This window comes from Maribacter sp. 1_2014MBL_MicDiv, assembly GCF_001865655.1.
GTDB classification, from domain to species: Bacteria; Bacteroidota; Bacteroidia; order Flavobacteriales; family Flavobacteriaceae; genus Maribacter; species Maribacter dokdonensis.
Genome location: NZ_CP011318.1, coordinates 3413456 through 3435769, shown reverse-complemented (window position 1 = coordinate 3435769; position 22314 = coordinate 3413456). Strand labels below are relative to the sequence as shown.

Sequence of the window (22314 nt, the reverse complement as noted above, 5' to 3'; positions counted from 1 at the left end):
TTAAATGGACATCATCAAATCAAGATAAAAACAAACTTAAACCGTTGACCAACAATACCCTTACACCCACCACAAAAACAAGAAGTGCGGTTACTCTTTTAATTCCATTGGCAGAAAACTTCTTTAAACTAATGCGAATACCCAATTGCCCCCCAAGAAGAACAGCTACAACCAAACATATGGTTTCTTTTAAAGGCAATGAAAGTGCATTGCTGGTAATTAAACCAAGTAAACCCGAGATAGAGTTGACCAATATAAAGAAGCTAGCAAGGGCAGCAATTTTAATAGCCTTTTTCCATCGTAAATGATTTAAGATCGGAGCCAAAAAAATACCGCCTCCAATTCCTACCAATCCAGATAAAAAACCTATTCCAGCACCTAATAAGTAACTCATATAATTTGGATAGTCATGTACTTCGTTCTTTGTGTTGTTCAGTTCAAATGTCTGAATAGCCAAGAATAAAGCTGAAAGGATAAGGGAGCACCCAAGAATAATAAAAAACACACTTTCCTTAAGACGAAAGGTAGCTCCAATATATGCCAAAGGAATACTAGTTAACACAAACGGCAGAAAATCCTTGAATTTTGCATGTCCATTTTTAAAATAAAGATAGGTACTACCGGAAACCACCACCAAATTGCAAACCAATGCTATGGACCTAATGGCAAAAAAGCTGGTCAAAAAAAGAGTCAATAGCGCTAAATAACTAGATCCACCACCAAAACCGACCGAAGAATATAAGGTAGCTATGATAAAAAAACCAACACATAAAAGCAGTAATTGCTCAATAGGTATCAACATAATTTTTCATCTGGTTCATGCCTCCGACCACATTTACAAAATCTTTACCAGGATATAGTTCTTGCAGCTTGGCTATTGCCTTTTTACTGCGCACGCCAGACTGACAAATAACGTAAACAGTTTCTTCTAAATTCAACTCGCTACTTCTATCTGCCAACTCGCTTAGAGGTATGTGCTTAACTTGGTCAATATGCTGCTTTTGATACTCTTTTGGTGTACGAACATCTAACAATTCAATAGCCCCTTCTGAAAGCAGCTGTTGAAGGGCATTGGCTTCAATAGATTTTAATGGTAAATCACAGTTAAATTCATAACTTTTCTCCAGAATCTTAATCTCATTATGACCAGTCTGTAACTTAAATCTAATACGTTGGGTACGTTGGGTAAGTGTATCACACAAAAGTAAAATACCAGTTAAAACTTCCCCTAGATCCGTTATTATTTTTATTGCTTCCAATGCCTGTAAGTTTCCAATAATTCCCGGTAAAATTCCCAAGACTCCGTTTTCATTACAATTGGGTACAGCATCGGCAGCCGGCATGGTAGGGTACAAACAGCGATATGTTGGTCCGCCCTTATAATTAAAAACACTTACCTGACCTTCAAAAGCATGCAAGGCCCCGTAAACAAATGGCTTATTCAATATAACACAAGCATCGTTTATAAGATATCTTGTCGGAAAATTATCTGTAGCATCAACAACAAGATCATACCCTTCAATAATTTTAAGAGCATTATCAACAGTCAAAAAAGTATGATATGTTCGTATTTCGGTAGATGAATTTTGGGCAGATAATTGACTTTTAACCGCTTCAACTTTAGAAATACCCACCATAGCTTCTGTATACAGCACTTGACGGTGAAGGTTGGATAGTGAAACTACATCTGCATCTACAACACCAAGGGTACCTACCCCCATGGCATTTAAATAAGTTAATACAGGAATACCTAGACCGCCAGCACCTACCACCAGTACTTTTGCCTTCTGTAATTTCTGTTGCCCTTCAATTCCAAAACCCGCTAAAGTGATTTGCCTCTGGTAACGATCTTGGTTCATAATGAAATTTTTAGCAATGCATCTTCATATTCTGCCTTGGAATTCGCATTTAACAATACCTCTTTATGTTCTGGGAATACCAAATGAACATCTGCATTGATCAAAAATTTTCTAGGACATGAACCATTGCCCGCCTCTAAGTAGGCGACCGATTGTTTTAGAGCCTCTGGCTCCCAAATAGCACAAAGTGGTTCTGGCAACGGGTTTTGCTTGTCGGCAAAAGCACTGGCTATTTTGCCTGTATTTCTTGATGCGATTAATTCTTCCAAAGCTTTTTTATCCATTAAAGGCAAATCGCAGGCCAAAACCAACCAAGCTGCATCTGGGTGGGCTTTATGTGCAGAAAGCAAACCATTATAGGGTCCGCGAAACTCATCTTTATCAACTATAGTATCAAAAGCATTTGAAATTTCATCTTTTTGATCTTTGCGGATACTTAAAAATGTTTGGTCACAAACCTCATTCAACAATGAATATAAATGCTCACGTTGTGGAAGTTCATGATATTTGATCAAACCCTTATCTTCTCCCATCCTAGTACTTTTCCCTCCGGATAGCACTAGCCCATATAACTTATCTTTGGAAATCATTTTTTCCTCCTGTTTTTTGTTCTAGTTGAATTGTACCGATTACAATATCTTGAGAAAGTGCCTTACACATATCATAAATGGTCAAAGCAGCAACTGATACACCAGTTAATGCCTCCATTTCCACTCCCGTTTTCTCATTACATTTTACAGTACATGTTATTTGAAAAGCGTTTACAGAAGGAGTGATATCGATATTTATTTTAGACAAATTTATCTGATGACAAAGAGGTATAAGCTCAGACGTTTTCTTTACACCTTGTATACCTGCAATAACAGCAGTTTGCACAATACTTCCCTTTTTACCAACAAAATCTTGATCAGACAAAGATTTAAAAACCTCTGAAGGAAATTGTATAGTACCACTAGCAACGGCAGTACGTACCGATGCTATTTTTTGAGAAACATCTACCATGGTAGCATTCCCAGATTCATCTATATGTGATAACTTCTTCTGCATTAGCCTCCTATTGAAGTCATTGAATTACTGAATACGTCCTTATATTTTTCTTGCGCCTCAAAACCAGTTTTAGCACGACTGCCTACAGCCTTTAAAATTTCTTTTTTGATATTTTCCTCCATATCATCCGCTCTCATTATATCTCTAAGATTTGCGCTTGCTTTAGCATACAAACAAGTAATCACATCACCTGTTGCCGAAATTCTTAAACGATTACAACTACCGCAAAATGTTCTACTAAAAGATGGAATTACTCCAAAAGTTCCTTTAAAACCCGGAATTTTATAATTTATAGACGTTGATGTCTTTGGAGATTCCAATTTATAATAATCTGGGTGTGCGCTTTTAATATGCCCTAGAATAGTTTTAAAATCCCACTTTATAGTCTGAAATTCTTTAGACCCACCGTTAAAAGGCATTTCTTCCAAAAAGCGAACCGAAACATTGTAATGTTTAGTTAGTTCAAGCATGGGTAAGATATCGTCTGTATTCTGACCATCTAACGCAATAAAATTGATACGAACATTAAACCCTTCGGTAATTAAACGAATCATGTTATTATATACAACATCATACTGATTGCGACGTGTAATTCGTTCAAAAGTCTCACGATTAATGGCATCCATGCTTACGTTAATGTTCTTAATGCCCAATTGCTTTAATTCATCTATATATGGACCTATTAAAGTAGCGTTGGTTGTAACAGAGATATCTTTTAGACCGTTTAATTTAGATAAGCTTCTCAGCAAAACCATAAGATCCTTTCGTACAAAAGGTTCACCACCAGTTATTCTAATCTTATCTATTCCTTGAGAAACCACAATTTCACTTAACCTCACAAGCTCATCTATAGTAAACAACTTATCATTTTTAGCAAAGTTTATCCCCTCTTCTGGCATACAATAATTGCAACGCAGGTTGCAACGATCTGTCACTGCCAATCTCAGGTAATTAATTGCTCTATTATGGTTATCTACTAACATACTTTTAAAAATACAAGTTCAAGAATCAAATTCGAGTTCAACATCTATACTCCAATCTCTTTACTCTTTTATCTAATTTCTATTCTCTATTTTCTAACTTCTCTTTTCCAAAAATCACGGATGTGCCGAAACCCAGACAGATTTATTTTTGAATTTCTCTTTTTTCCAAATAGGAACTGTTTCTTTTAGTGTATCTATTAAAAACCTGCATGCCTCAAAACAAGCATCTCTATGCGCAGAAGATGCTCCTACAACAACAACGGGCTCTTCAACCCCTTTTTCGCCTACGGCATGTCGCATGACTACCTTGTTCAAAGTCCATTTTTCAAAAGCTCTATCCGCAATTTTATTCATCTCTTTCAATGCCATTGCCTGGTACGTTTCAAACTCCAGGGCAACCACTTCTTCATTATTGGTAAACTCACGAACAGCACCTACAAAAACACAAATTCCGCCACTTTTGGTATCGCTCAACTCTGCATATACCTTTGCCGTATCTATATCATTAACAATTTCTATTACTTTCTTCATTAGCCTCCGCTTACAGGTGGTATAATTGCAATTTCCTCATTACCGGTCAAAACCAAAGTATCATCTGCATACTCGCTATTAACGGCAACCGCTAACGAATTCAGCTTTGAAAACTCAGGGTAAGCGTCTATTAATTTCTTCTTTAACGAGCCAACGTTAGCCGGCTTTAATTCGTTATTAAAGTTAATCTCAGAACTACCCACGATGTCTTTGGTAATACCGAAAAAAAGTACATTCATATCCGTCTAAAATTAGATAAATTCCAAGTTAGGCATAAAAAATAAGGTGCCATAAAAATGGCACCTATTTTAAAAAAATTATATGATTTTGAGAAAAGAACTACTGGACCGTTACAGCATTCTCAGGTTTGGAATAAAACCCTTTTGGCTGCGCTTGAGTAGATATACTGGCGTTTTCAAAATTAACGGTTTTTGCAGGTTCTTTAACCTCTCCCTCTTCAACTTTATGCCAAGTAATAGCCTTAGGCAATAACACCTCATCAACTTTGTTCCATTCAGCATAGTTGATCCAACTAATTTTGTCCGATGGTTCACCACTAAAATAAGTCATGGTGTAGCCCAACCATTTCATTTGGTACGTATCTGCATCAAAATGAATATAATATTCATCCGTAGAAGATGACCCAACCCCTGCATTATAAGAAATTTTATAACCTGGGTAAGACACACCGTCATAAACCATAGCATCTACTTCTTCATATTTTATACCATCATCGGACAATACGAATGGCATAGCATAGAAATAGAACATTAAATTATGATAGAACTTTGGTTTACCCTCATAATCACCAGTTTTGTCCAAAAGCCAAACTTCTTTTCCATTATACCCTATAGTATTAGCAGGTGTAGATATCTTATCGAATCTCTTGTGAAGATCAATAGTTTGAACTTCATTGAAACCTTCTTTCGGCATTTCAAAAATTAAAGTTTTATAACTTTTCCATGCTTTTAAACCTCCATGAGCTTCAAAAACTTTATTCAACTCAGTTGGATATTTATCCGAATCTACCATTTTCCCAACCTCATCTACAGGGGCTGCAGCCTTTTCTTTATTAGGAGCTTGCTTACATGAAAATACTGCTAAGGCCAAGACCAAAAGGTAAAGTTTGTTCATCATTTTAATTCTGTTTTTATTGTTTTAAAATCGTTAGTCGAGAAAATATGAAGTACTTACCAAATTGAACTATTTTTGTACTACATGCAGGTAACAAAACATATAAGCAGCGCACAAAACCCTTTGATAAAAAAGGTTTTGGTACTAAAAGAAAAATCAAGGGAAAGAAAAAAAACCGGACTCTTTGTCCTAGAAGGTTTGCGAGAACTGCAGATTGCTATTGGCGCTGGTTACTTTATAGAGTCAGTATTATTTTGTGAAGACATTATAGAGAATAGTAACCTCTTACATACTTTTAATGCAGATCAATTAATATCCGTTAGTGCAGATGTATATAAAAAATTAGCATACAGAGATACTACCGAAGGTGTAATAGCTATTGCAAAAAGTAAAGACCACCAACTTTCATCTTTAGAGTTCAACACAAGGAACCCACTGATCCTAATTGCAGAAGCACCCGAAAAACCGGGCAACATAGGCGCTTTACTCAGAACTGCAGATGCTGCTAATCTTGATGCGGTTTTAATTGCCAACCCAAAGACCGATCTTTATAATCCAAATATTATACGGTCAAGTGTAGGATGTGTTTTTTCTAGAAACGTAAAAACGGGCAGTACTAGCGAAATTCTTTCCTACTTAAAAAAAGAGGGCTTTCAGGTTTTTTGTGCAGCGCTAACAGCCTCCAAAGATTACACTACCGTTAATTTTACAGAACCCTCTGCCATAGTTGTTGGCACAGAACACTCTGGACTCAGCAATGAATGGTTGCAAAATTCCACCCAAAATATCATTATACCCATGGAGGGTGAAATAGATTCTATGAATGTTTCGGTATCTGCAGCAATACTTATATTTGAAGCAAAACGGCAACGTAAATTAAACACGTAGCATTTTATACTTTTTCTATTAATGTTTTCGTTTTCAATTACGCTATATGGACCAAACTATTGTTTTTTATTGTATTCTATTTATACTGATAGGTGAATTTATACTTGCCACGGTAATGAATTATTTAAACGCAAAGCGTTTTAAAGATCCTATTCCCACAGAAGTTGCCGATGTATTCAACGCTGAAGAATACAAAAAGTCTCAAGCCTATAAGCTTACCAATTATAAATTCGGAATTATTACCTCTGTATTTTCCCTAGTATTAATATTAGCGTTCTTACTATTTGGTGGTTTTGCCTGGGTTGACCAAGTGGCTCAAAACATTAGTAACAATAGTATAGTCCAAGCATTGATTTTCTTCGGAATTATAATGATAGGTAGTGACATCCTTAACCTACCTTTTTCTTATTATCAAACTTTTGTAATTGAAGAAAAGTTTGGATTCAATAAAACAACAAAAGCGACATTTTTCATAGACAAGCTTAAACAGTGGCTAATGACCATAATCGTAGGTGGTATAATACTTTCTCTGATTCTTTTGTTTTTTCAATGGACCGGCACAAATTTCTGGCTCTACTCTTGGGCTTTGATTACCATTTTCACGTTGTTCATGAATTTATTTTATAGCAAGCTTATTGTGCCGTTATTTAACAAACAAGAACCTTTGGAAGCCGGTAGTTTAAAAAGTAAAATTGAAAACTATGCCGCAGAAGTTGGTTTTGACCTTCAGAATATTTTTGTAATCAACGGATCTAAGCGCTCAACAAAAGCCAATGCTTATTTTTCTGGTTTTGGAAAAGAAAAGCGCGTAACGCTGTATGACACTTTGATCAATGATTTAGAGGAAGAAGAAATAGTTGCCGTTTTGGCACATGAAATAGGTCATTACAAACGAAAACATATCATTTATAATTTGGCGACTTCAGTTTTACTTACGGGGGTTATGCTATTAATTCTATCACTTTTCATAAATAATTCAGAAGTATCATTGGCCATTGGTGTTGACAGACCTAGTTTTCATGCCGCCTTGATCGGCTTTGGCATACTTTATAGCCCTATTTCTGAGATTACAGGACTGCTAATGAATCATTTTTCAAGAAAATTTGAATATCAAGCAGATGATTATGCCAAACAAACTTACGCAGCTTTACCATTGGTAGCATCACTAAAGAAGTTATCAAAAAACAGTCTTAGCAACCTAACTCCACATCCGGCATATGTATTTATGCATTATTCCCACCCACCGTTAATCGATCGCATTCGTAATTTAAAGGCATAATTTTTGTTGCCCATCATTTAAGATTATCTTATTTTTAATCTAGTATGACACAGGCAGCAATAGAAGAGGAAAACAAGCTCATAGCTCAAGAGTACAAAGAGTTACTTAGAATTAGTTATCAAACCTTAACCGATGAGGATAAAAAACTAATACGTAGCGCTTTTGAAGTAGCTGTTGATGCGCACAAAACCCAGCGAAGAAAATCTGGCGAGGCATATATTTTTCACCCCATAGCGGTGGCAAAAATTGTAGCTTCGGAGATTGGTCTTGATGCGGTTTCCATTGCCTCTGCCCTATTACATGATGTTGTTGAGGATACAGAGTATACCTTAGACGACATTGATCGTATGTTTGGTGAAACCGTGGCGCGGATTGTTGATGGACTCACAAAAATATCTCATTTAAAAAAAGACATGAACATCTCCCAACAAGCGGAGAATTTCAGAAAAATGCTCTTGACCTTAAATGATGATGTTAGGGTTATCATCATAAAGATAGCCGACCGTTATCACAATATGCTCACTATGGATTCTATGCCAGAGCATAAACAAGTGAAAATTGCCTCTGAAACCTTATATATATACGCTCCTCTTGCACATAGAATTGGTCTTTACAACATTAAGACCGAGCTAGAAGATTTAAGTTTAAAGTATACGGAACCGGAGGTCTACAACTCCATCAAGGATAAAATAGAAGACACCAAAGAAGATCAGCAAGCCTATATTGATGCATTTTCTGGCACTATAGACAATTCTTTAAAAAAGGAAGGACTTAACTATATCATTAAAGGGAGGATGAAATCTATCTTCTCTATGCGCAAAAAGATGATTGCCCAAAATGTCACTTTTGAGGAAATTTATGACAAGTTTGCCATAAGGATCATCTACAAATCTGACTTACAGAACGAGAAGTTTTTAGCTTGGAAAATCTATTCTATAGTTACGGATCACTTTACCCCCAACCCCGTTAGATTGCGAGATTGGATATCATCTCCTAAATCTACCGGATATGAAGCCCTACACATTACTGTTATGGGACCAAAAGGCAAATGGGTAGAAGTACAGATCAGAAGTGAAAGAATGCACGAAATTGCCGAAAAAGGGTATGCGGCGCATTTTAAATACAAACATGGCGACCAAAAAGAACAAGGAATAGAAGTTTGGCTGAACAAACTTCAAGAAGCTTTGGAAAATGCAAATACCAACGCTGTTGATTTTGTAGAGGAGTTCAAGCTAAACCTATATTCAAAAGAAATTTTTGTTTTTACCCCAAAAGGAGAATTAAGGTCTTTACCTAAAGGCGCAACACCGTTAGATTTTTCTTTCAATATTCACACTGAAGTGGGCATGAGAACCCGTGGGGCTAAAGTAAACGGCAAACTGGTACCTTTAAATACCACCCTTTCAAGCGGAGACCAAGTAGAGATCATTACATCTGACCAGGCGAAACCAAATCAAAACTGGTTAGATTATGCTACTACTGCCAGAGCCCGTGCTAAAATTAAATCTGTACTTAGAGAAGAGAAAAAAGTTGTAGCCGAAGATGGAAAAGAGATTTTACGCCGTAAACTAAAATCTCAAAAAATTACGCTTAATGAAGATTCCATAAACAAAATGGTGACCTTCTTTAAGTTAAAAACAAGTTTAGATTTATTCTATCGTGTAGGCATTGGCTCTATAGACAATGCCATGATCAAAGACTTTGCATCATCTTACAGTAATGCATTCATTAGTTTCTTCAAGAACAGAATGCGCAAATCTCCAACACCGGAAGACATCAACAAAGATGAAATTACATCTAAGTATGATATGCTGGTTTTTGGAAAAGAAGAAGAAAAACTAGAGTACAAACTATCTCAATGTTGTAACCCAATTCCTGGTGATGATGTTTTTGGCTTTGTAAGTGTGTCAGAAGGAATTAAAGTTCATAAAAAGAACTGTCCAAATGCCATATCGTTACAATCTAATTACGCGTATAGAATTATTAGCGCAAAATGGATCGATTCTTCTCAACAAGAATACCAAGCAGATATTGTAATGACGGGAATTGACAATTTAGGTTTGGTCAGTGATATAACAGAAGTTATTTCTGATATTATGCACGTAAATATGCGAAATTTAAATTTCAGTACAGATGGTGGCACCTTTAAAGGTAAGATTACTGTGGTGGTCAAAAACAAAGCTGTCTTGAAAAAATTGACCGATAATCTTATGAACATCAACGGTATTGATAAAGTTACTCGTATTTAGAAAAAGGAAATTAAAATTTAACTGTACCTTTGTGCATTAATGCAGTAAATATGTCTTCTGATAAAAATCAAGAAATTGTAAAAAACGTCTTCACTACCTTTTTAGAGGACAAAGGACATAGAAAAACACCCGAACGCTACGCTATTCTACAAGAAATTTACGAAAGTGATGAGCATTTTGATATAGAGTCACTCTATATTAAAATGAAGAATAAAAACTATCGTGTAAGTAGGGCAACTCTCTATAACACCATTGAACTTCTATTAGATTGTAAATTGGTTCGCAAGCATCAATTTGGTAAAAACCAGGCGCAATATGAAAAATCATACTTTGACCGTCAGCACGATCATGTAATCTTAACGGATACGGGTGAAGTAATGGAATTTTGCGACCCTAGAATACAATCTATCAAAAAAACAATTGAAGAAGTTTTTGATATTAAGATAAATACACATTCCCTATATTTTTATGGGACTAAAAATACTCCTGCCAAAGATGCAGGTAAAAAAGAAATAAAATAAGACTAACCAAGTATATAATATTTAGATGGCAGTAGATTTATTGTTAGGCCTACAATGGGGTGACGAAGGAAAAGGTAAGATAGTTGATGTATTAACCGAAAATTATGACATTATTGCTCGCTTTCAAGGCGGACCAAATGCCGGTCATACTTTAGAATTTGATGGTATTAAGCATGTTTTACACACTATTCCTTCAGGTATTTTTCACAAAAATGCGGTAAACGTAGTTGGTAATGGGGTGGTTATAGACCCTGTTATCTTTAAAAAAGAATTAGATGCGTTAAAGAAGTTTAATTTAGATGTAAATTCTAAATTATTCATTTCAAGAAAAGCACATTTAATTTTACCTACTCACCGTTTACTTGATGCAGCCTCAGAAGCATCTAAAGGAAAAGCAAAAATTGGTTCTACTTTAAAAGGTATTGGTCCTACATACATGGATAAGACCGGTAGAAACGGTATGCGTATCGGTGATCTGGAATTAAACGACTGGAAAGATAAATACCGTAGTCTAGCCAATAAGCATGAAGCCATGATCAGCTTTTATGACGTAGACATTCAATACGATTTGGCTGAGCTAGAATCAGATTTCTTCAAAGCTGTAGAAGAATTGAAAAAATTGACCTTTATAGATAGCGAAGAATATCTATATCAAGCTCAAAAAGCGGGTAAAAAAATATTGGCGGAAGGTGCACAAGGATCATTGTTAGATATTGATTTTGGTACATACCCATTTGTAACCTCATCAAACACTACTGCAGCAGGAGCATGTACAGGTTTAGGTGTAGCCCCTAATCAAATCGGAGAGGTAAAAGGTATTTTTAAAGCGTATACAACAAGAGTTGGTAGCGGTCCTTTCCCTACAGAGCTTTTTGACGAGGATGGTGAAACTATGGGCCGTGTAGGTAATGAATTTGGAGCTACTACCGGTAGACCAAGACGTTGTGGATGGTTAGATTTGGTTGCCTTAAAATATGCGGTTCGTGTTAATGGCGTAACTGAGCTAATGATGATGAAAGGAGATGTTCTTAGTGGATTTGAAAAACTAAAAGTTTGTACCGCTTATAATTACAAAGGTGAACAAATAGAGCATTTTCCATATAACATTGAAGCAGAGAATGTAACTCCCGTTTATTCTGAAATGGATGGTTGGAAAGAAGATTTAACCAAAATGACCTCTGCCGATCAATTACCAAAAGCATTAAATGCATATATAGATTTTCTAGAGAAAGAATTAGAAGTGCCTATTAAAATTGTTTCTGTGGGTCCAGATAGAACGCAGACAATTCTAAGATAAGCATTAAGCGGCTAGAACAGGTTGTTCAACTTTTGAGAATGGCGATATAGGGAAATACCTTTATCGCCATTCTTTTTTTTTGTATTTTCAAGTTTATGTAAAATTTACATTTTACAATTCAACAACAACTTAACGACAACTCAAAAAAATGAAAAAAACCACCTGCTCAACTTTGCTTTTTTTTCTTGTATTGACAATAGCTTGTAAAACAGAAAAAAAAGACAAAGCTGAAGAACAAACCGTTACCCAACAACAAACCGAAAACGAATGGATCACCCTTTTTGATGGTACATCTACAAAAGGGTGGCGAGCTTATAACGGAAAAGAATTACCACCTGGCTGGATCGCAAAAGACGGAGAACTACAATTTGACACCGAATTAGGTAAGGAACAAGACTACACCGGCGGCACAGATATTATATATGGAGCTGAAGAATTTGACAATTTTGAATTCTACGTAGAATGGAAACTACCAAAAGGAGGTAACAGTGGCATTTTCTACCATTTAAAAGAAGGGTATGATAGCCCACCGGAAGTTGCTCCTGAATACCAATTGATAGATGACGAAAATTACGCAAGCATTCACGACCTTACAGATTACAATTTAAGTTTAGGGTATACCGACAACCCGGAAGAACTAAAACCATTACAACAGACCGCATCTGATTATGCCATGCACGCAGCAGACCCTGAAGGGAAAATTCTGCACCCTGTTGGCGAATGGAATACTACAAGAATAATTTTCACCCCAGACCAGGTAGAACATTGGTTGAATGGTAAAAAAGTAGTTTCTTTTGTTCCATGGGATGAAGCCTGGTACGAAAAAAAGAATTCAGATAAATGGAAAAACAGCGAAGATTACGGCAAGTTTAAAACTGGCTATATAGGTTTTCAAGATCATTCTAGCCCTATTTGGTTCAGAAATATAAAAATCAAAAAATTATAACCACCACACCAATGAACAAAAGAGACTTTTTAAAGAACGCAGCGGCATTGTCCACATTTGTATTATTACCATCTGGACTCTGGTCTTGTAAAAAAGAAGTAAAAAAACTGACCAGATTACGCACGGCGCATATTGGTGTAGGTAATATGGGGGCAGAAGACTTAAAAGCCATTTCATCTCACAATAAAGTGGATGTCACTGCTCTTTGTGATGTTGACGCCAATAATCTGGCTGCAGCAAAAGAACTTCACCCAAATGCAAAAACGTATACAGATTACAGAGTAATGCTGAAAGAAATGGGTGATGAAATAGATGCAGTAGTTGTATCTACACCTGATCACACCCATGCTCCCGCTTCTATGATGGCAATGGAAATGGACAAACCCGTATATTGTCAAAAACCCCTCACCCATTATGTATCAGAGGCCAGGGCTATGAATAAACTAGCTCAAGAAAAAGGTTTGGTCACTCAAATGGGAATTCAGGTTCATTCATTTTATGACTATAAACTTGCCACCTTATTGATTCAATCTGGTATTATAGGTAAAGTACACACGGTTCGTGCATGGTCCCCAAAAGATTGGGGTTATGACGGACCTGAACCTACAGGTTCTGACCCTGTTCCTGATTCATTAGACTGGAATCTATGGTTGGGCACCTCGGCAGAGAGACCATATAAAGAAGGATTTTACCACCCTGGAAATTGGAGAAAACTAGTTGATTATGGTTGTGGAACATTGGGCGATATGGGAGTTCATATTTTTGACACCCCTTATAACGCACTGGCTTTACAAGTACCCAAAACCATAAAAAATGAATGCAGGGAACCTAATGGGTTTGGCTTTCCTCAAAACAATGTAGTAACCTATGAGTTTCCACAAACTGAATTTACTACAGAAACATTAAAATGGGTTTGGTACGACGGTCCCGGTGCACCAAAAGATCATGAGGATTTAATTTTACCGGGTGCGGAAAATATAGTCGCCAAAGATGATAGTTCCAAGGATAGTATGGAAGATAAAATGTCCTTAGACACTAAAACTGCAGATGAAGGCACACTACCAGATCAAGGTGCTATGTTCATTGGAGAAAAAGGAAGGTTATTGCTACCTCACTTTATGCAACTACCTAAAAAAATAGTAGACGGTAAATACGTAGACATTTCCGCAGAAATAGAAGCAGTTGAAAAAGCGAACAATATGGGCAAACCAATTCGTAATTATGATACTGAAGGTCCTAAACATTATCATCAGTTTGTAGATGCTTGTCTAGGTACAGATACCACTACAGCACCATTTTCGTATGCATCAAGGTTAACGGAAACTATATTATTAGGTGTCATTGCCGGTAGATTCCCCAACCAAGTATTGCACTGGGATAGTGAAAATGCCAAGTTTGCCGAAGAAGAAGCAAATGCATTTTTACAAGGCGATTATAGAAATTTCTAATCAATATTATATCATAAAAAACCACTTTCGAGTGGTTTTTTTATACCTATCTTTAAAAGAACATACCACCACCAACCTTTTCATCAATGTCAAAAATCTTTAATATCATCTTTAGATGTATTCTACTGTTCATAGGCATTCTTATCCTTGAAAGCTGTAAAGAAAGTACTCCTCCAATAATTGACATAAAACCGCATTCTTCAATTGTCCTTATAGGAAATAACTTGGGATCTAGAATGATGGAGTATGGAAGCTTAGAAACAGAATTACATTTGCGTTATCCTACAGATTCACTTTTTATAAGAAATATGTGCGATGCCGGAGACACCCCAGGCTTTAGACCACATTCTGGTCGCGTTTCCCCATGGGCTTTTCCCGGTGCAGAGAATTTTCAAACAGAACTTGCACAAAATTCTGGAAGTGAAGGAGAGTTTGAAACGCCAGACGAATGGTTAACTCGTCTTAAAGCTGATATTGTCCTGGCCTTTTTTGGTTACAATGAATCATTTGAAGGCGCTGAAGGTTTAGATAATTACAAAAAAGAATTAGATGCATTTATAAAGCATTCATTAAAACAACGCTATAATGGTACTACTACACCGCAATTGGTATTGATTTCCCCCATTGCTTTTGAAGACTTATCAGACCATATAGATGTCCCTAATGGTCAATTAGAGAATAAGAATCTAAATTTATATACTGCTGCAATGAGCGAAGTTGCAAAAGCAAACAACATACCTTTTATTAACGTTTTTGAAGCATCTAAAAAATGGTTTAAAAATACCAATGATGATTTCACCATTGACGGCTCACAAATGAATAAAGTAGGCTATGAAACTTTTGCCAAATTCTTAGCTGATCAACTTACCGGCAATACTTCCGTAAAGCAAGAAAATACGAAAGTAGCAATTAAAGAAGCTGTTCTAGAAAAGAATTTCTATTGGCACAATGATTATAAGATACCCAATGGCGTGCATGTTTTTGGCAGAAGACACGCACCCTACGGACCAGACAATTATCCGTATGAAATAAGAAAAACAAGAGAATTAACAGCGATCAGAGATACTGCTATCTGGGCGGCAGCACAGGGAAATACATACAACCTTAAAGCTGCAGATGCATTAACAAGCAAATTGCCCCCAGTAACAAGCAATTATAATTTAAGCGAAGGAGATGCTATTCATTACAAATACGGAGAAGAAGCTCTAAAAACATTGACCGTACCAAAGGGCTATAAAGTAGAATTGTTTGCCTCGGAAAAGGAATTCACCAATTTGGCAAATCCTGCACAAATTTCCTTTGATAACAAAGGTCGTTTATGGGTTGCTACCCTACCCTCTTACCCACATTACAGACCGGGCGATGCCAAGCCAAACGACAAGATTATTATTTTAGAAGATACCGATAACGATGGCAAAGCGGATAAGGAAACTGTATTTGCCGAGAACTTACATTTACCCATTGGATTTGAGTTCTCTGCGGAAGGTGTTTATGTAAGCCAAGGCACTACCCTAAAATTATTTAAAGACACTGATGGTGACGATAAAGCTGATACGATAGAAACTATACTAAGCGGATTTGATGATCATGACACCCATCATGCCATTTCTGCTTTTTGTGCAGACCCTTCTGGCGCTTTTTATATGTCAGAGGGGCTATTTCTTCATACCAACGTAGAAACCTCATACGGTCCGGTCCGTGCTACCAACGGTGGGTTTTATAGATATAATCCACAGCGTAAACATTTGGAGCGAACCTTACAAGTGCCTGTTCCTAATCCGTGGGGTATTGCTTTTGATGATTGGGGGCAAGATTTCTTTTTGCATACCTCTGGCCCTAAAGTAAATTGGATGATGCCCAGTTCTTTAAAGCCCATCTACGGAATATCATCACCGTTAACGGAAGAGTTGATCGAAGAAGCACATCGTGTAAGACCAACTTCTGGTCTGGAATTTGTTTCAAGTAGCCACTTTCCGGAAGAAATACAGGGCGATATGTTACTAGCCAATTCCATTGGCTTCTTAGGATTAAAACAACACCGAATGTTAGAAGATGGTACGGGTTATACCACCAAACACCGACAAGATTTAATAACAAGCACTGATCCTAATTTTAGACCGGTTGAGCTAGAATTTGCTCCAGATGGGTCACTTTATCTAGTAGATTGGCACAATGTATTAATTGGACACATGCAACACAATGCCCGTGACCCATTACGTGACCATGTTCACGGCAGAATTTATAGGATTACTTACCCTTCTAGACCTTTGATAATACCTGCACAAATTGATGGCGCAACAATATCCCAACTTTTTGAGAATTTAAAATTGCCAGAATATAGAACACGCTATAGAACCCGTAGGGAATTAAGGGGAAGAAATGCGACAGAGGTATTGGACTATTTAAAAATTTGGATTACCAGCTTAGATAAGAACGACCCCAATTATGAACATCATAGGTTAGAGGGTTTGTGGGTATCTTGGGGAATGAACAAGGTAGACCAACCATTACTGGAGTCATTGTTAAAATCTAAGGACCACAGAGTACGATCTGCCGCAGTTAGGGTCACGAGGTATATGGGGCATCAATTGAACAATGCACAAGAATTACTGAAGAGTGCTGCAAATGACTCCCACGGTAGAGTTAGGTTAGAAGCTATAACAGCAGCATCATGGTTGCCAAAATCTGAAGGAATGGAAATTCTAGAAGTCGCAAAACAACATCCACTAGATGAATGGATGACCGATGCATTCAATTTTGCGGAAACCAGATTAACAGGTATCTTCCTAAAAACTAATAAAGAAGAATTATTAGCATCACATTTAAAGGGTGAAGATTTAGAAGTTTTTGCCAAAGGAAAAAAAATATATGAAACCGAGGGTTACTGTATAACTTGTCATCAAGAAAGCGGTACCGGATTACAAAAGGCTGGTTACCCAACACTAGTGGGGCAAGAATGGGTTTTGGGCAATGAAGAAAGATTGATAAAATTAGCCCTTCACGGACTTTACGGACCAATGAATATCATGGGCAACCATTACAAAGGTCAAGTACCCATGATGGCTTTCAAGGGGCTATTAAATGATGATGAAATTGCTGCCGTACTTACGTATGTTAGAAATTCATTTGGCAATAAAGCATCGGTCATCGATCCTGACAAGGTAAAAGAAATTAGGGAAGCCACTAAAGACCGTAATAAGTTCTATACCGCAGACGAGTTGTTACAAGAGCATCCTATGAACTGATACAATTAAATAGAGACCGTATGAAATTGAAATATGCTACATTACTAATTTTGACCATATTAATAGCTTGTGGTGAAAAAACAAAAAGTAAAAAAGAAATCATTTCAGAAGAAATTAAAGCTCCACACATTGTTTTTGTCACTGGCGAGGAAGAGTACAGGTCAGAGGAAACGTTTCCTATGTTGGCAAAATTGGCAAAGAGAGAATTAGGCGCAAAAGTCTCCATTGCCTATTCTATTGACAGCTCAGGATTTATTGACCCTAACAGAACTGACCATATTGAAGGATTAGAAGCTTTGGAAACTGCTGATTTAATGGTCGTATTCATACGTTTTAGAAACCTACCTAAAAAAGAACTAGATTACATAACCAATTATGTAGAATCGGGCAAACCAATTGTGGGTTTTAGAACCACTACCCATGCATTTAAATATGATAATGACGCTACTTTAACAACATATAATGAAGAATGGCCTGCAAAAGTTTTTGGGCAACAATGGATTACGCACCATGGTCACTTTGATGATGGTAAATTTCCTGTCACGGATATTTCAATTAAAGAAGGTAAAAATGATAATCCAATTTTAAACGGCTTTTCTGAATTTGAAGCATATTCATGGTTATACCATGTTGATGGCGGAGATTGGAAATTGCAGGGCGATAGTAAACCTATTTTAATGGGTCATTCCACCAAATCTCAACACGAAATGAATGGCAAACTAGATCAATTTTCTTTGGACAACCCCGTTGCTTGGACAAAAAACTATACTGGCACTTCTGGCAAACCTGCAAGAGTATTCTTCACTACCCTTGGTCACCCTTATGATTTTAAACTTCCCGTAATGCGCAAAATTGCCATGAACGGAATTTATTGGGCGTTAGGCAAAGAGGACAATATCCCGAAGGAAGGAGTAAATGTAACATTAGATGAGCCGTTTGAACCAAACAACTCGGGCTTTGGGCAGAAATTTAAAAAGAATCAAAAACCATTAACCAATTTTTAAAGTATGGCTTTATCACGAAAAAATTTCATCAAAACCAGTGGATTAGGAGCTTTGGCACTAGGTACTGCATCTTTTACAGCTAACTCAAACAGTAAAAAAACAGCAAACAATACCGATCTTCAACTTAACATTGGGTTGGCTTCCTATACACTTAGAAAATATAGCTTAGATGAACTCATAGATATCACAGAGCGCTTAGGGTTAAAAGATGTAGCGTTTAAAAGTTTTCATTTACCATACGAAGCAAACAAGAAAGAACTCACCTTTATACGTGAAAAAGTTACTGCAAGGGGACTCAATTTATATGGCGGTGGGGTCATTTATATGAAATCACCTGATGATGTGGAAACCTATTTCAATTATGCTGATAATGCAGGTTTGCCTATGATTATTGGAGCACCGGAACATGATTTATTACCATTGGTAGAGCAAAAGGTAAAAGAGACGGGTATCAAATTGGCCATACACAATCACGGTCCGGAGGATGTAGTTTTTCCCTCCCCAAAAAGTGTCTATGAAAAAATTAAGGGCTTAGATTCCAGAATAGGTCTATGCATAGATGTTGGTCATACTTTTAGGCTAGGACTTGACCCGGCAGAAGAACTTATAAAATATCAAGATAAATTATTTGATGTCCATATAAAGGATATAGATGCGCCAATAGAAAAAGGTCAAAAAACCATTTTAGGCCACGGCAAAATAGACTTACCTGCCATTTTAAGTACTTTAAAGAAGATTAATTATGCCGGTATTGTTGCTGTAGAATATGAAAAAGACGCCAACCACGCCATTTATGGACTGTCAGAATCTGTAGGATACATAAGAGGTGTTTTAAAAATGATATAATTTCTGACCTGGATTTTTTAAATAATAACACGGTATAAATTGCTTTGTATAGATGTCACTTTTGCACAAGTAAATGTCAAAAGTATCTTAACCATGGTAAGGCTCTTTTAAAATATCCTATTTTTGAAAAAATTTTTAGGTTGAAAAAGATTTATTCAGTTGTTCTTTTGTTCTTTGCCTGTTCTTTTTTTGGTGTTGCCCAGCAAGATGGCAATGAAGAAGAACCCAAGCAAATTAATATTGTTTACGGTGCCAACTTCACTAAAAACGAAGCTGAATACCCAGGCGCCTCTATATTCAGTAAAGATACACGCCAAGTACAATTTGAACACCAAGGTGCCGATCTGTGGTGCGATGTAGCAATTTACTACCAATTAGAAAACCGTTTAGAAGCTATTGGCAATGTCATTTTAAAACAGGGTGACTCCATAAAAATGACCAGTAAAAAAATCAATTATTTGGGCGATGTAAAACTGGCTAAGGCTTGGGGTAATGTAGTTCTTACTAATTCTGACATGACGTTAAGAACAGATACCCTTCGCTTAGATCGTGAAAAACAAGAAGCATTTTATCAAGATAATGGTACTGTAGTTGATTCCGCAAATACATTGTCCAGTAAAATTGGCAAGTATTTTATGGAACTCAAAAAGTATCAGTTCTTAGATAGTGTTCATGTTCAAAACCCGGAATACACTTTAGATTCTGAACAGCTAGATTACTATACAACTTCTAAAAATGCTTACATGTACGGGCCGTCGACCATAAACGGAGAAACGTATAAAATTTATTGTGAAAGAGGATTTTACGATACCAAGATAGAAACCGGCTATGGCATCAAAAACACGCGTATAGATTATAACAATCGTATTATTGAAGGTGATAGTGTATACTTCAACAAAGTACAAGAATTTGCTTCGGCCACCAATAACATTACCGTAACAGATACTATTAACAAAGGTATTATCAGAGCCCATTACGCAGAGGTGTTCAAAGCTAAAGATTCTGTTTTCGCTACCAAGAGAGCCGTTTCTATCTCCGTTCAAGAAAGAGATTCGCTGTATGTACATGGAGATACCTTAATGGTCACCGGCAAACCAGAAGATCGAGTACTAAGAGCGTTTAGAAATGCAAAATTTTACAAAACAGATTTGAGCGGTAAGTGCGACAGTATTCATTCCGAGGAAAAGACAGGCATTACTCAATTGATAAAAAACCCAATTATTTGGAACGGTGCCAACCAGATGACAGGCGATAGTATTCATTTAAAATCGAACTTGGAAACCGAAAAGCTAGATTCTTTAAAAGTACTAAAGAACGCCTTTATAATTTCTTTAGACAGTGTAAGCATGACAGGCTACAATCAAGCTAAAGGAATTAATTTGTTCGGCAAGTTCATTGATAACGAGCTAAAACTAATTGATCTGGTTCAAAATACAGAGGTGGTATATTATATGTATAACGATGATGATGAACTTATTGGAATTGACAAAACGGTCTGCAGTAAAATCAGAATCACCATGGTAGATAATGATATAGAAGATCTGACCTTTTACACCGATCCAGATGGCGATATCTTCCCCGAAAAAGATTTACCGGAAAACAGTAGAATATTAAAAGGATTTGTATGGCGTGGCGATGAGCGCATACTAACCAAAGAAGATATATTTGATGAAGACGATAATAACTTGAAACTCGTGGTCATTAATGGTATAGACAACCCCATTGATATTGATGCAGAAGAACAGCAACGTAGTCAAAACGAATCTGACCCTATCAACAACATACCTGCGCAAGACAAAGCAACAGATCCCAAAAAATCTGTAAAACCTAAAAAGGTGAAATAAATATTTCACATGAACAAGGACTTTTTAAAATACCAAGCACAAACCTCTCCGTATCCTTTAGGTATGGAGGTATCATATGCAAATGGCAGTTATATTTATGATACCGCAGGTAATGCACATTTAGACTTTGTGGCCGGTGTTTCCGCTTGTACACTTGGGCATTGTCACCCCAAAGTAGTGGAAGCCATTAAACATCAAGTTGAAAAATACATGCATGTTATGGTGTATGGTGAGTATGCACAATCACCGGCAACCGACTACACAAAGTTATTGGCCGAACAATTGCCTGCACCTTTAGAGGTAACTTATCTGGTGAACTCCGGCACGGAAGCTATTGAAGGAGCATTAAAATTGGCGCGGCGATATACAGGTCGCTCAGAAATTATTGCTGCAAAATCCGCATATCATGGCAATACAATGGGCAGCCTAAGTTTAATGGATTTTGAAGAACGCAAAAGTGTTTTCCGACCACTCTTGCCCGATGTTTACCATATAAAATTCAACAACGAAAAAGATTTAGAAAAGATCACTACCAAAACGGCCTGTGTCATATTGGAGACCATACAAGGTGGTGCCGGCTTTATTTTACCGGAAAACAATTATTTAAAAAAAGTTAAGGATCGTTGTACAGCTGTTGGTGCATTATTAATATTGGATGAAATACAACCTGGTTTTGGCAGAACGGGAAAGTTGTTTGCATTTGAACATTTCAACTGTGTGCCAGATATACTTGTAATTGGCAAAGGAATGGCATCTGGTCTTCCTGTGGGTGCCTTTACAGCAAGCAAAGAGATTATGCACAGTCTAAGTGATAATCCTAAAATGGGACATATAACTACATTTGGCGGCAATCCAGTAATTGCGGCATCTAGCTTAGCTACACTGAACGTATTGCTGAATTCTTCGCTAATAGCAGACACGTTAAAAAAAGAACAACTCTTTAAAGAACTTTTAAAACATCCAAAGATAAAAGAGGTCAGAGGAAGAGGTCTCATGCTGGCCCTAATTATGGATTCACCGGAAACGGCCAATGAACTAGTACTAAGAGCCAAGGATAAGAATTTGATTCTATTTTGGCTATTGTTTGAAAATAGGGCCGTACGTATTTCTCCACCATTGACCATATCAGAATTGGAAATTAGAGAAGGATGTGCCATTATTTTAGCGCTACTTAACGCTATGTAAATCAATGT

General features: G+C 36.9%; 20 protein-coding genes. 12 read left to right on the top strand and 8 right to left on the bottom strand.

All coding sequences use genetic code 11. The features are described 5' to 3' along the window. Positions 1–19: 19 nt before the first annotated feature. From YQ22_RS14505 to YQ22_RS14470, 8 genes are all read right to left on the bottom strand, one after another. Complete coding sequence (locus YQ22_RS14505) at positions 20–802, bottom strand: sulfite exporter TauE/SafE family protein (RefSeq protein WP_071341756.1); 783 nt, start codon at positions 800–802, stop codon at positions 20–22. Then, entirely contained in the window at positions 786–1859 is a 1074-nt protein-coding gene (locus tag YQ22_RS14500) for a HesA/MoeB/ThiF family protein (protein WP_071341755.1), read from the bottom strand. The genes YQ22_RS14505 and YQ22_RS14500 overlap by 17 nt, the downstream gene beginning before the upstream one ends. Beyond that, a complete protein-coding gene (locus YQ22_RS14495) occupies positions 1856–2449 on the bottom strand; it encodes an NTP transferase domain-containing protein (protein ID WP_071341754.1) in 594 nt (197 codons plus the stop codon). The genes YQ22_RS14500 and YQ22_RS14495 overlap by 4 nt, the downstream gene beginning before the upstream one ends. After that, positions 2433–2906 (bottom strand): cyclic pyranopterin monophosphate synthase MoaC, encoded by a 474-nt coding sequence (gene moaC, locus YQ22_RS14490; protein ID WP_071341753.1) that lies wholly within the window; start codon positions 2904–2906, stop codon positions 2433–2435. The genes YQ22_RS14495 and moaC overlap by 17 nt, the downstream gene beginning before the upstream one ends. Further along, entirely contained in the window at positions 2906–3889 is a 984-nt protein-coding gene (gene moaA / locus YQ22_RS14485) for a GTP 3',8-cyclase MoaA (RefSeq protein ID WP_083414265.1), read from the bottom strand. The genes moaC and moaA overlap by 1 nt, the downstream gene beginning before the upstream one ends. Positions 3890–4003: 114 nt before the next feature. Further along, positions 4004–4420 carry a molybdenum cofactor biosynthesis protein MoaE gene (locus tag YQ22_RS14480; protein ID WP_071341751.1) on the bottom strand — a complete coding sequence of 139 codons (417 nt, stop codon included), beginning with the start codon at positions 4418–4420 and terminating at the stop codon, positions 4004–4006. Beyond that, positions 4420–4659, bottom strand: a complete 240-nt coding sequence (locus YQ22_RS14475) for a MoaD/ThiS family protein (RefSeq protein ID WP_071341750.1) — start codon at positions 4657–4659, stop codon at positions 4420–4422. Before YQ22_RS14475 ends, YQ22_RS14480 begins: the two co-directional genes overlap by 1 nt. A gap of 100 nt (positions 4660–4759) precedes the next feature. Next, positions 4760–5557: a DUF6503 family protein gene (locus YQ22_RS14470; RefSeq protein ID WP_232231199.1), complete on the bottom strand. Its 798-nt coding sequence runs from the start codon at positions 5555–5557 to the stop codon at positions 4760–4762. Between the two features lie 81 nt (positions 5558–5638). On the opposite strand from YQ22_RS14470, the gene YQ22_RS14465 reads away from it, so the two are divergent. From YQ22_RS14465 to YQ22_RS14410, 12 genes are all read left to right on the top strand, one after another. Beyond that, a complete protein-coding gene (locus YQ22_RS14465) occupies positions 5639–6442 on the top strand; it encodes a TrmH family RNA methyltransferase (RefSeq protein WP_071341749.1) in 804 nt (267 codons plus the stop codon). A gap of 46 nt (positions 6443–6488) precedes the next feature. Then, positions 6489–7721 (top strand): M48 family metallopeptidase, encoded by a 1233-nt coding sequence (locus YQ22_RS14460; RefSeq protein ID WP_071341748.1) that lies wholly within the window; start codon positions 6489–6491, stop codon positions 7719–7721. Positions 7722–7765: 44 nt separating this feature from the next. After that, the gene (locus tag YQ22_RS14455) at positions 7766–9970 is read left to right on the top strand and encodes a RelA/SpoT family protein (RefSeq protein WP_071341747.1); all 2205 of its coding nucleotides are present in this window, start codon (positions 7766–7768) and stop codon (positions 9968–9970) included. A gap of 50 nt (positions 9971–10020) precedes the next feature. Continuing rightward, a complete protein-coding gene (locus YQ22_RS14450; protein ID WP_058103355.1) occupies positions 10021–10491 on the top strand; it encodes a Fur family transcriptional regulator in 471 nt (156 codons plus the stop codon). 25 nt (positions 10492–10516) lie between these two features. Further along, positions 10517–11788 (top strand): adenylosuccinate synthase, encoded by a 1272-nt coding sequence (locus YQ22_RS14445; protein ID WP_058103356.1) that lies wholly within the window; start codon positions 10517–10519, stop codon positions 11786–11788. A 148-nt stretch (positions 11789–11936) separates the two neighbouring features. Further along, positions 11937–12734, top strand: coding sequence for a 3-keto-disaccharide hydrolase (locus YQ22_RS14440; RefSeq protein WP_058103357.1), 798 nt, complete (start codon positions 11937–11939; stop codon positions 12732–12734). An 11-nt stretch (positions 12735–12745) separates the two neighbouring features. After that, positions 12746–14182 carry a Gfo/Idh/MocA family protein gene (locus YQ22_RS14435; protein ID WP_071342604.1) on the top strand — a complete coding sequence of 479 codons (1437 nt, stop codon included), beginning with the start codon at positions 12746–12748 and terminating at the stop codon, positions 14180–14182. 86 nt (positions 14183–14268) lie between these two features. Further along, positions 14269–17427 (top strand): PVC-type heme-binding CxxCH protein, encoded by a 3159-nt coding sequence (locus YQ22_RS14430; RefSeq protein WP_071341746.1) that lies wholly within the window; start codon positions 14269–14271, stop codon positions 17425–17427. 20 nt (positions 17428–17447) lie between these two features. Beyond that, positions 17448–18431: a ThuA domain-containing protein gene (locus YQ22_RS14425; protein ID WP_071341745.1), complete on the top strand. Its 984-nt coding sequence runs from the start codon at positions 17448–17450 to the stop codon at positions 18429–18431. A 3-nt stretch (positions 18432–18434) separates the two neighbouring features. Continuing rightward, positions 18435–19277: a sugar phosphate isomerase/epimerase family protein gene (locus YQ22_RS14420; RefSeq protein WP_071341744.1), complete on the top strand. Its 843-nt coding sequence runs from the start codon at positions 18435–18437 to the stop codon at positions 19275–19277. A 131-nt stretch (positions 19278–19408) separates the two neighbouring features. Beyond that, on the top strand, positions 19409–21121 hold the full coding sequence (locus YQ22_RS14415) for an OstA-like protein (RefSeq protein ID WP_442914841.1): 1713 nt from the start codon (positions 19409–19411) through the stop codon (positions 21119–21121). Between the two features lie 9 nt (positions 21122–21130). Further along, the gene (locus tag YQ22_RS14410) at positions 21131–22306 is read left to right on the top strand and encodes an aspartate aminotransferase family protein (protein ID WP_071341742.1); all 1176 of its coding nucleotides are present in this window, start codon (positions 21131–21133) and stop codon (positions 22304–22306) included. Positions 22307–22314: the final 8 nt, after the last annotated feature.

Excerpts from the sequence above, each read along its gene's own strand:
- YQ22_RS14505 (WP_071341756.1), bottom strand. The coding sequence starts at position 802 with ATGTTGATACCTATTGAGCAATTACTGCTTTTATGTGTTGGTTTTTTT.
- YQ22_RS14500 (WP_071341755.1), bottom strand. The coding sequence starts at position 1,859 with ATGAACCAAGATCGTTACCAGAGGCAAATCACTTTAGCGGGTTTTGGA.
- YQ22_RS14495 (WP_071341754.1), bottom strand. The coding sequence starts at position 2,449 with ATGATTTCCAAAGATAAGTTATATGGGCTAGTGCTATCCGGAGGGAAA.
- moaC (WP_071341753.1), bottom strand. The coding sequence starts at position 2,906 with ATGCAGAAGAAGTTATCACATATAGATGAATCTGGGAATGCTACCATG.
- moaA (WP_083414265.1), bottom strand. The coding sequence starts at position 3,889 with ATGTTAGTAGATAACCATAATAGAGCAATTAATTACCTGAGATTGGCA.
- YQ22_RS14480 (WP_071341751.1), bottom strand. The coding sequence starts at position 4,420 with ATGAAGAAAGTAATAGAAATTGTTAATGATATAGATACGGCAAAGGTA.
- YQ22_RS14475 (WP_071341750.1), bottom strand. The coding sequence starts at position 4,659 with ATGAATGTACTTTTTTTCGGTATTACCAAAGACATCGTGGGTAGTTCT.
- YQ22_RS14470 (WP_232231199.1), bottom strand. The coding sequence starts at position 5,557 with ATGATGAACAAACTTTACCTTTTGGTCTTGGCCTTAGCAGTATTTTCA.
- YQ22_RS14465 (WP_071341749.1), top strand. The coding sequence starts at position 5,639 with ATGCAGGTAACAAAACATATAAGCAGCGCACAAAACCCTTTGATAAAA.
- YQ22_RS14460 (WP_071341748.1), top strand. The coding sequence starts at position 6,489 with ATGGACCAAACTATTGTTTTTTATTGTATTCTATTTATACTGATAGGT.
- YQ22_RS14455 (WP_071341747.1), top strand. The coding sequence starts at position 7,766 with ATGACACAGGCAGCAATAGAAGAGGAAAACAAGCTCATAGCTCAAGAG.
- YQ22_RS14450 (WP_058103355.1), top strand. The coding sequence starts at position 10,021 with ATGTCTTCTGATAAAAATCAAGAAATTGTAAAAAACGTCTTCACTACC.
- YQ22_RS14445 (WP_058103356.1), top strand. The coding sequence starts at position 10,517 with ATGGCAGTAGATTTATTGTTAGGCCTACAATGGGGTGACGAAGGAAAA.
- YQ22_RS14440 (WP_058103357.1), top strand. The coding sequence starts at position 11,937 with ATGAAAAAAACCACCTGCTCAACTTTGCTTTTTTTTCTTGTATTGACA.
- YQ22_RS14435 (WP_071342604.1), top strand. The coding sequence starts at position 12,746 with ATGAACAAAAGAGACTTTTTAAAGAACGCAGCGGCATTGTCCACATTT.
- YQ22_RS14430 (WP_071341746.1), top strand. The coding sequence starts at position 14,269 with ATGTCAAAAATCTTTAATATCATCTTTAGATGTATTCTACTGTTCATA.
- YQ22_RS14425 (WP_071341745.1), top strand. The coding sequence starts at position 17,448 with ATGAAATTGAAATATGCTACATTACTAATTTTGACCATATTAATAGCT.
- YQ22_RS14420 (WP_071341744.1), top strand. The coding sequence starts at position 18,435 with ATGGCTTTATCACGAAAAAATTTCATCAAAACCAGTGGATTAGGAGCT.
- YQ22_RS14410 (WP_071341742.1), top strand. The coding sequence starts at position 21,131 with ATGAACAAGGACTTTTTAAAATACCAAGCACAAACCTCTCCGTATCCT.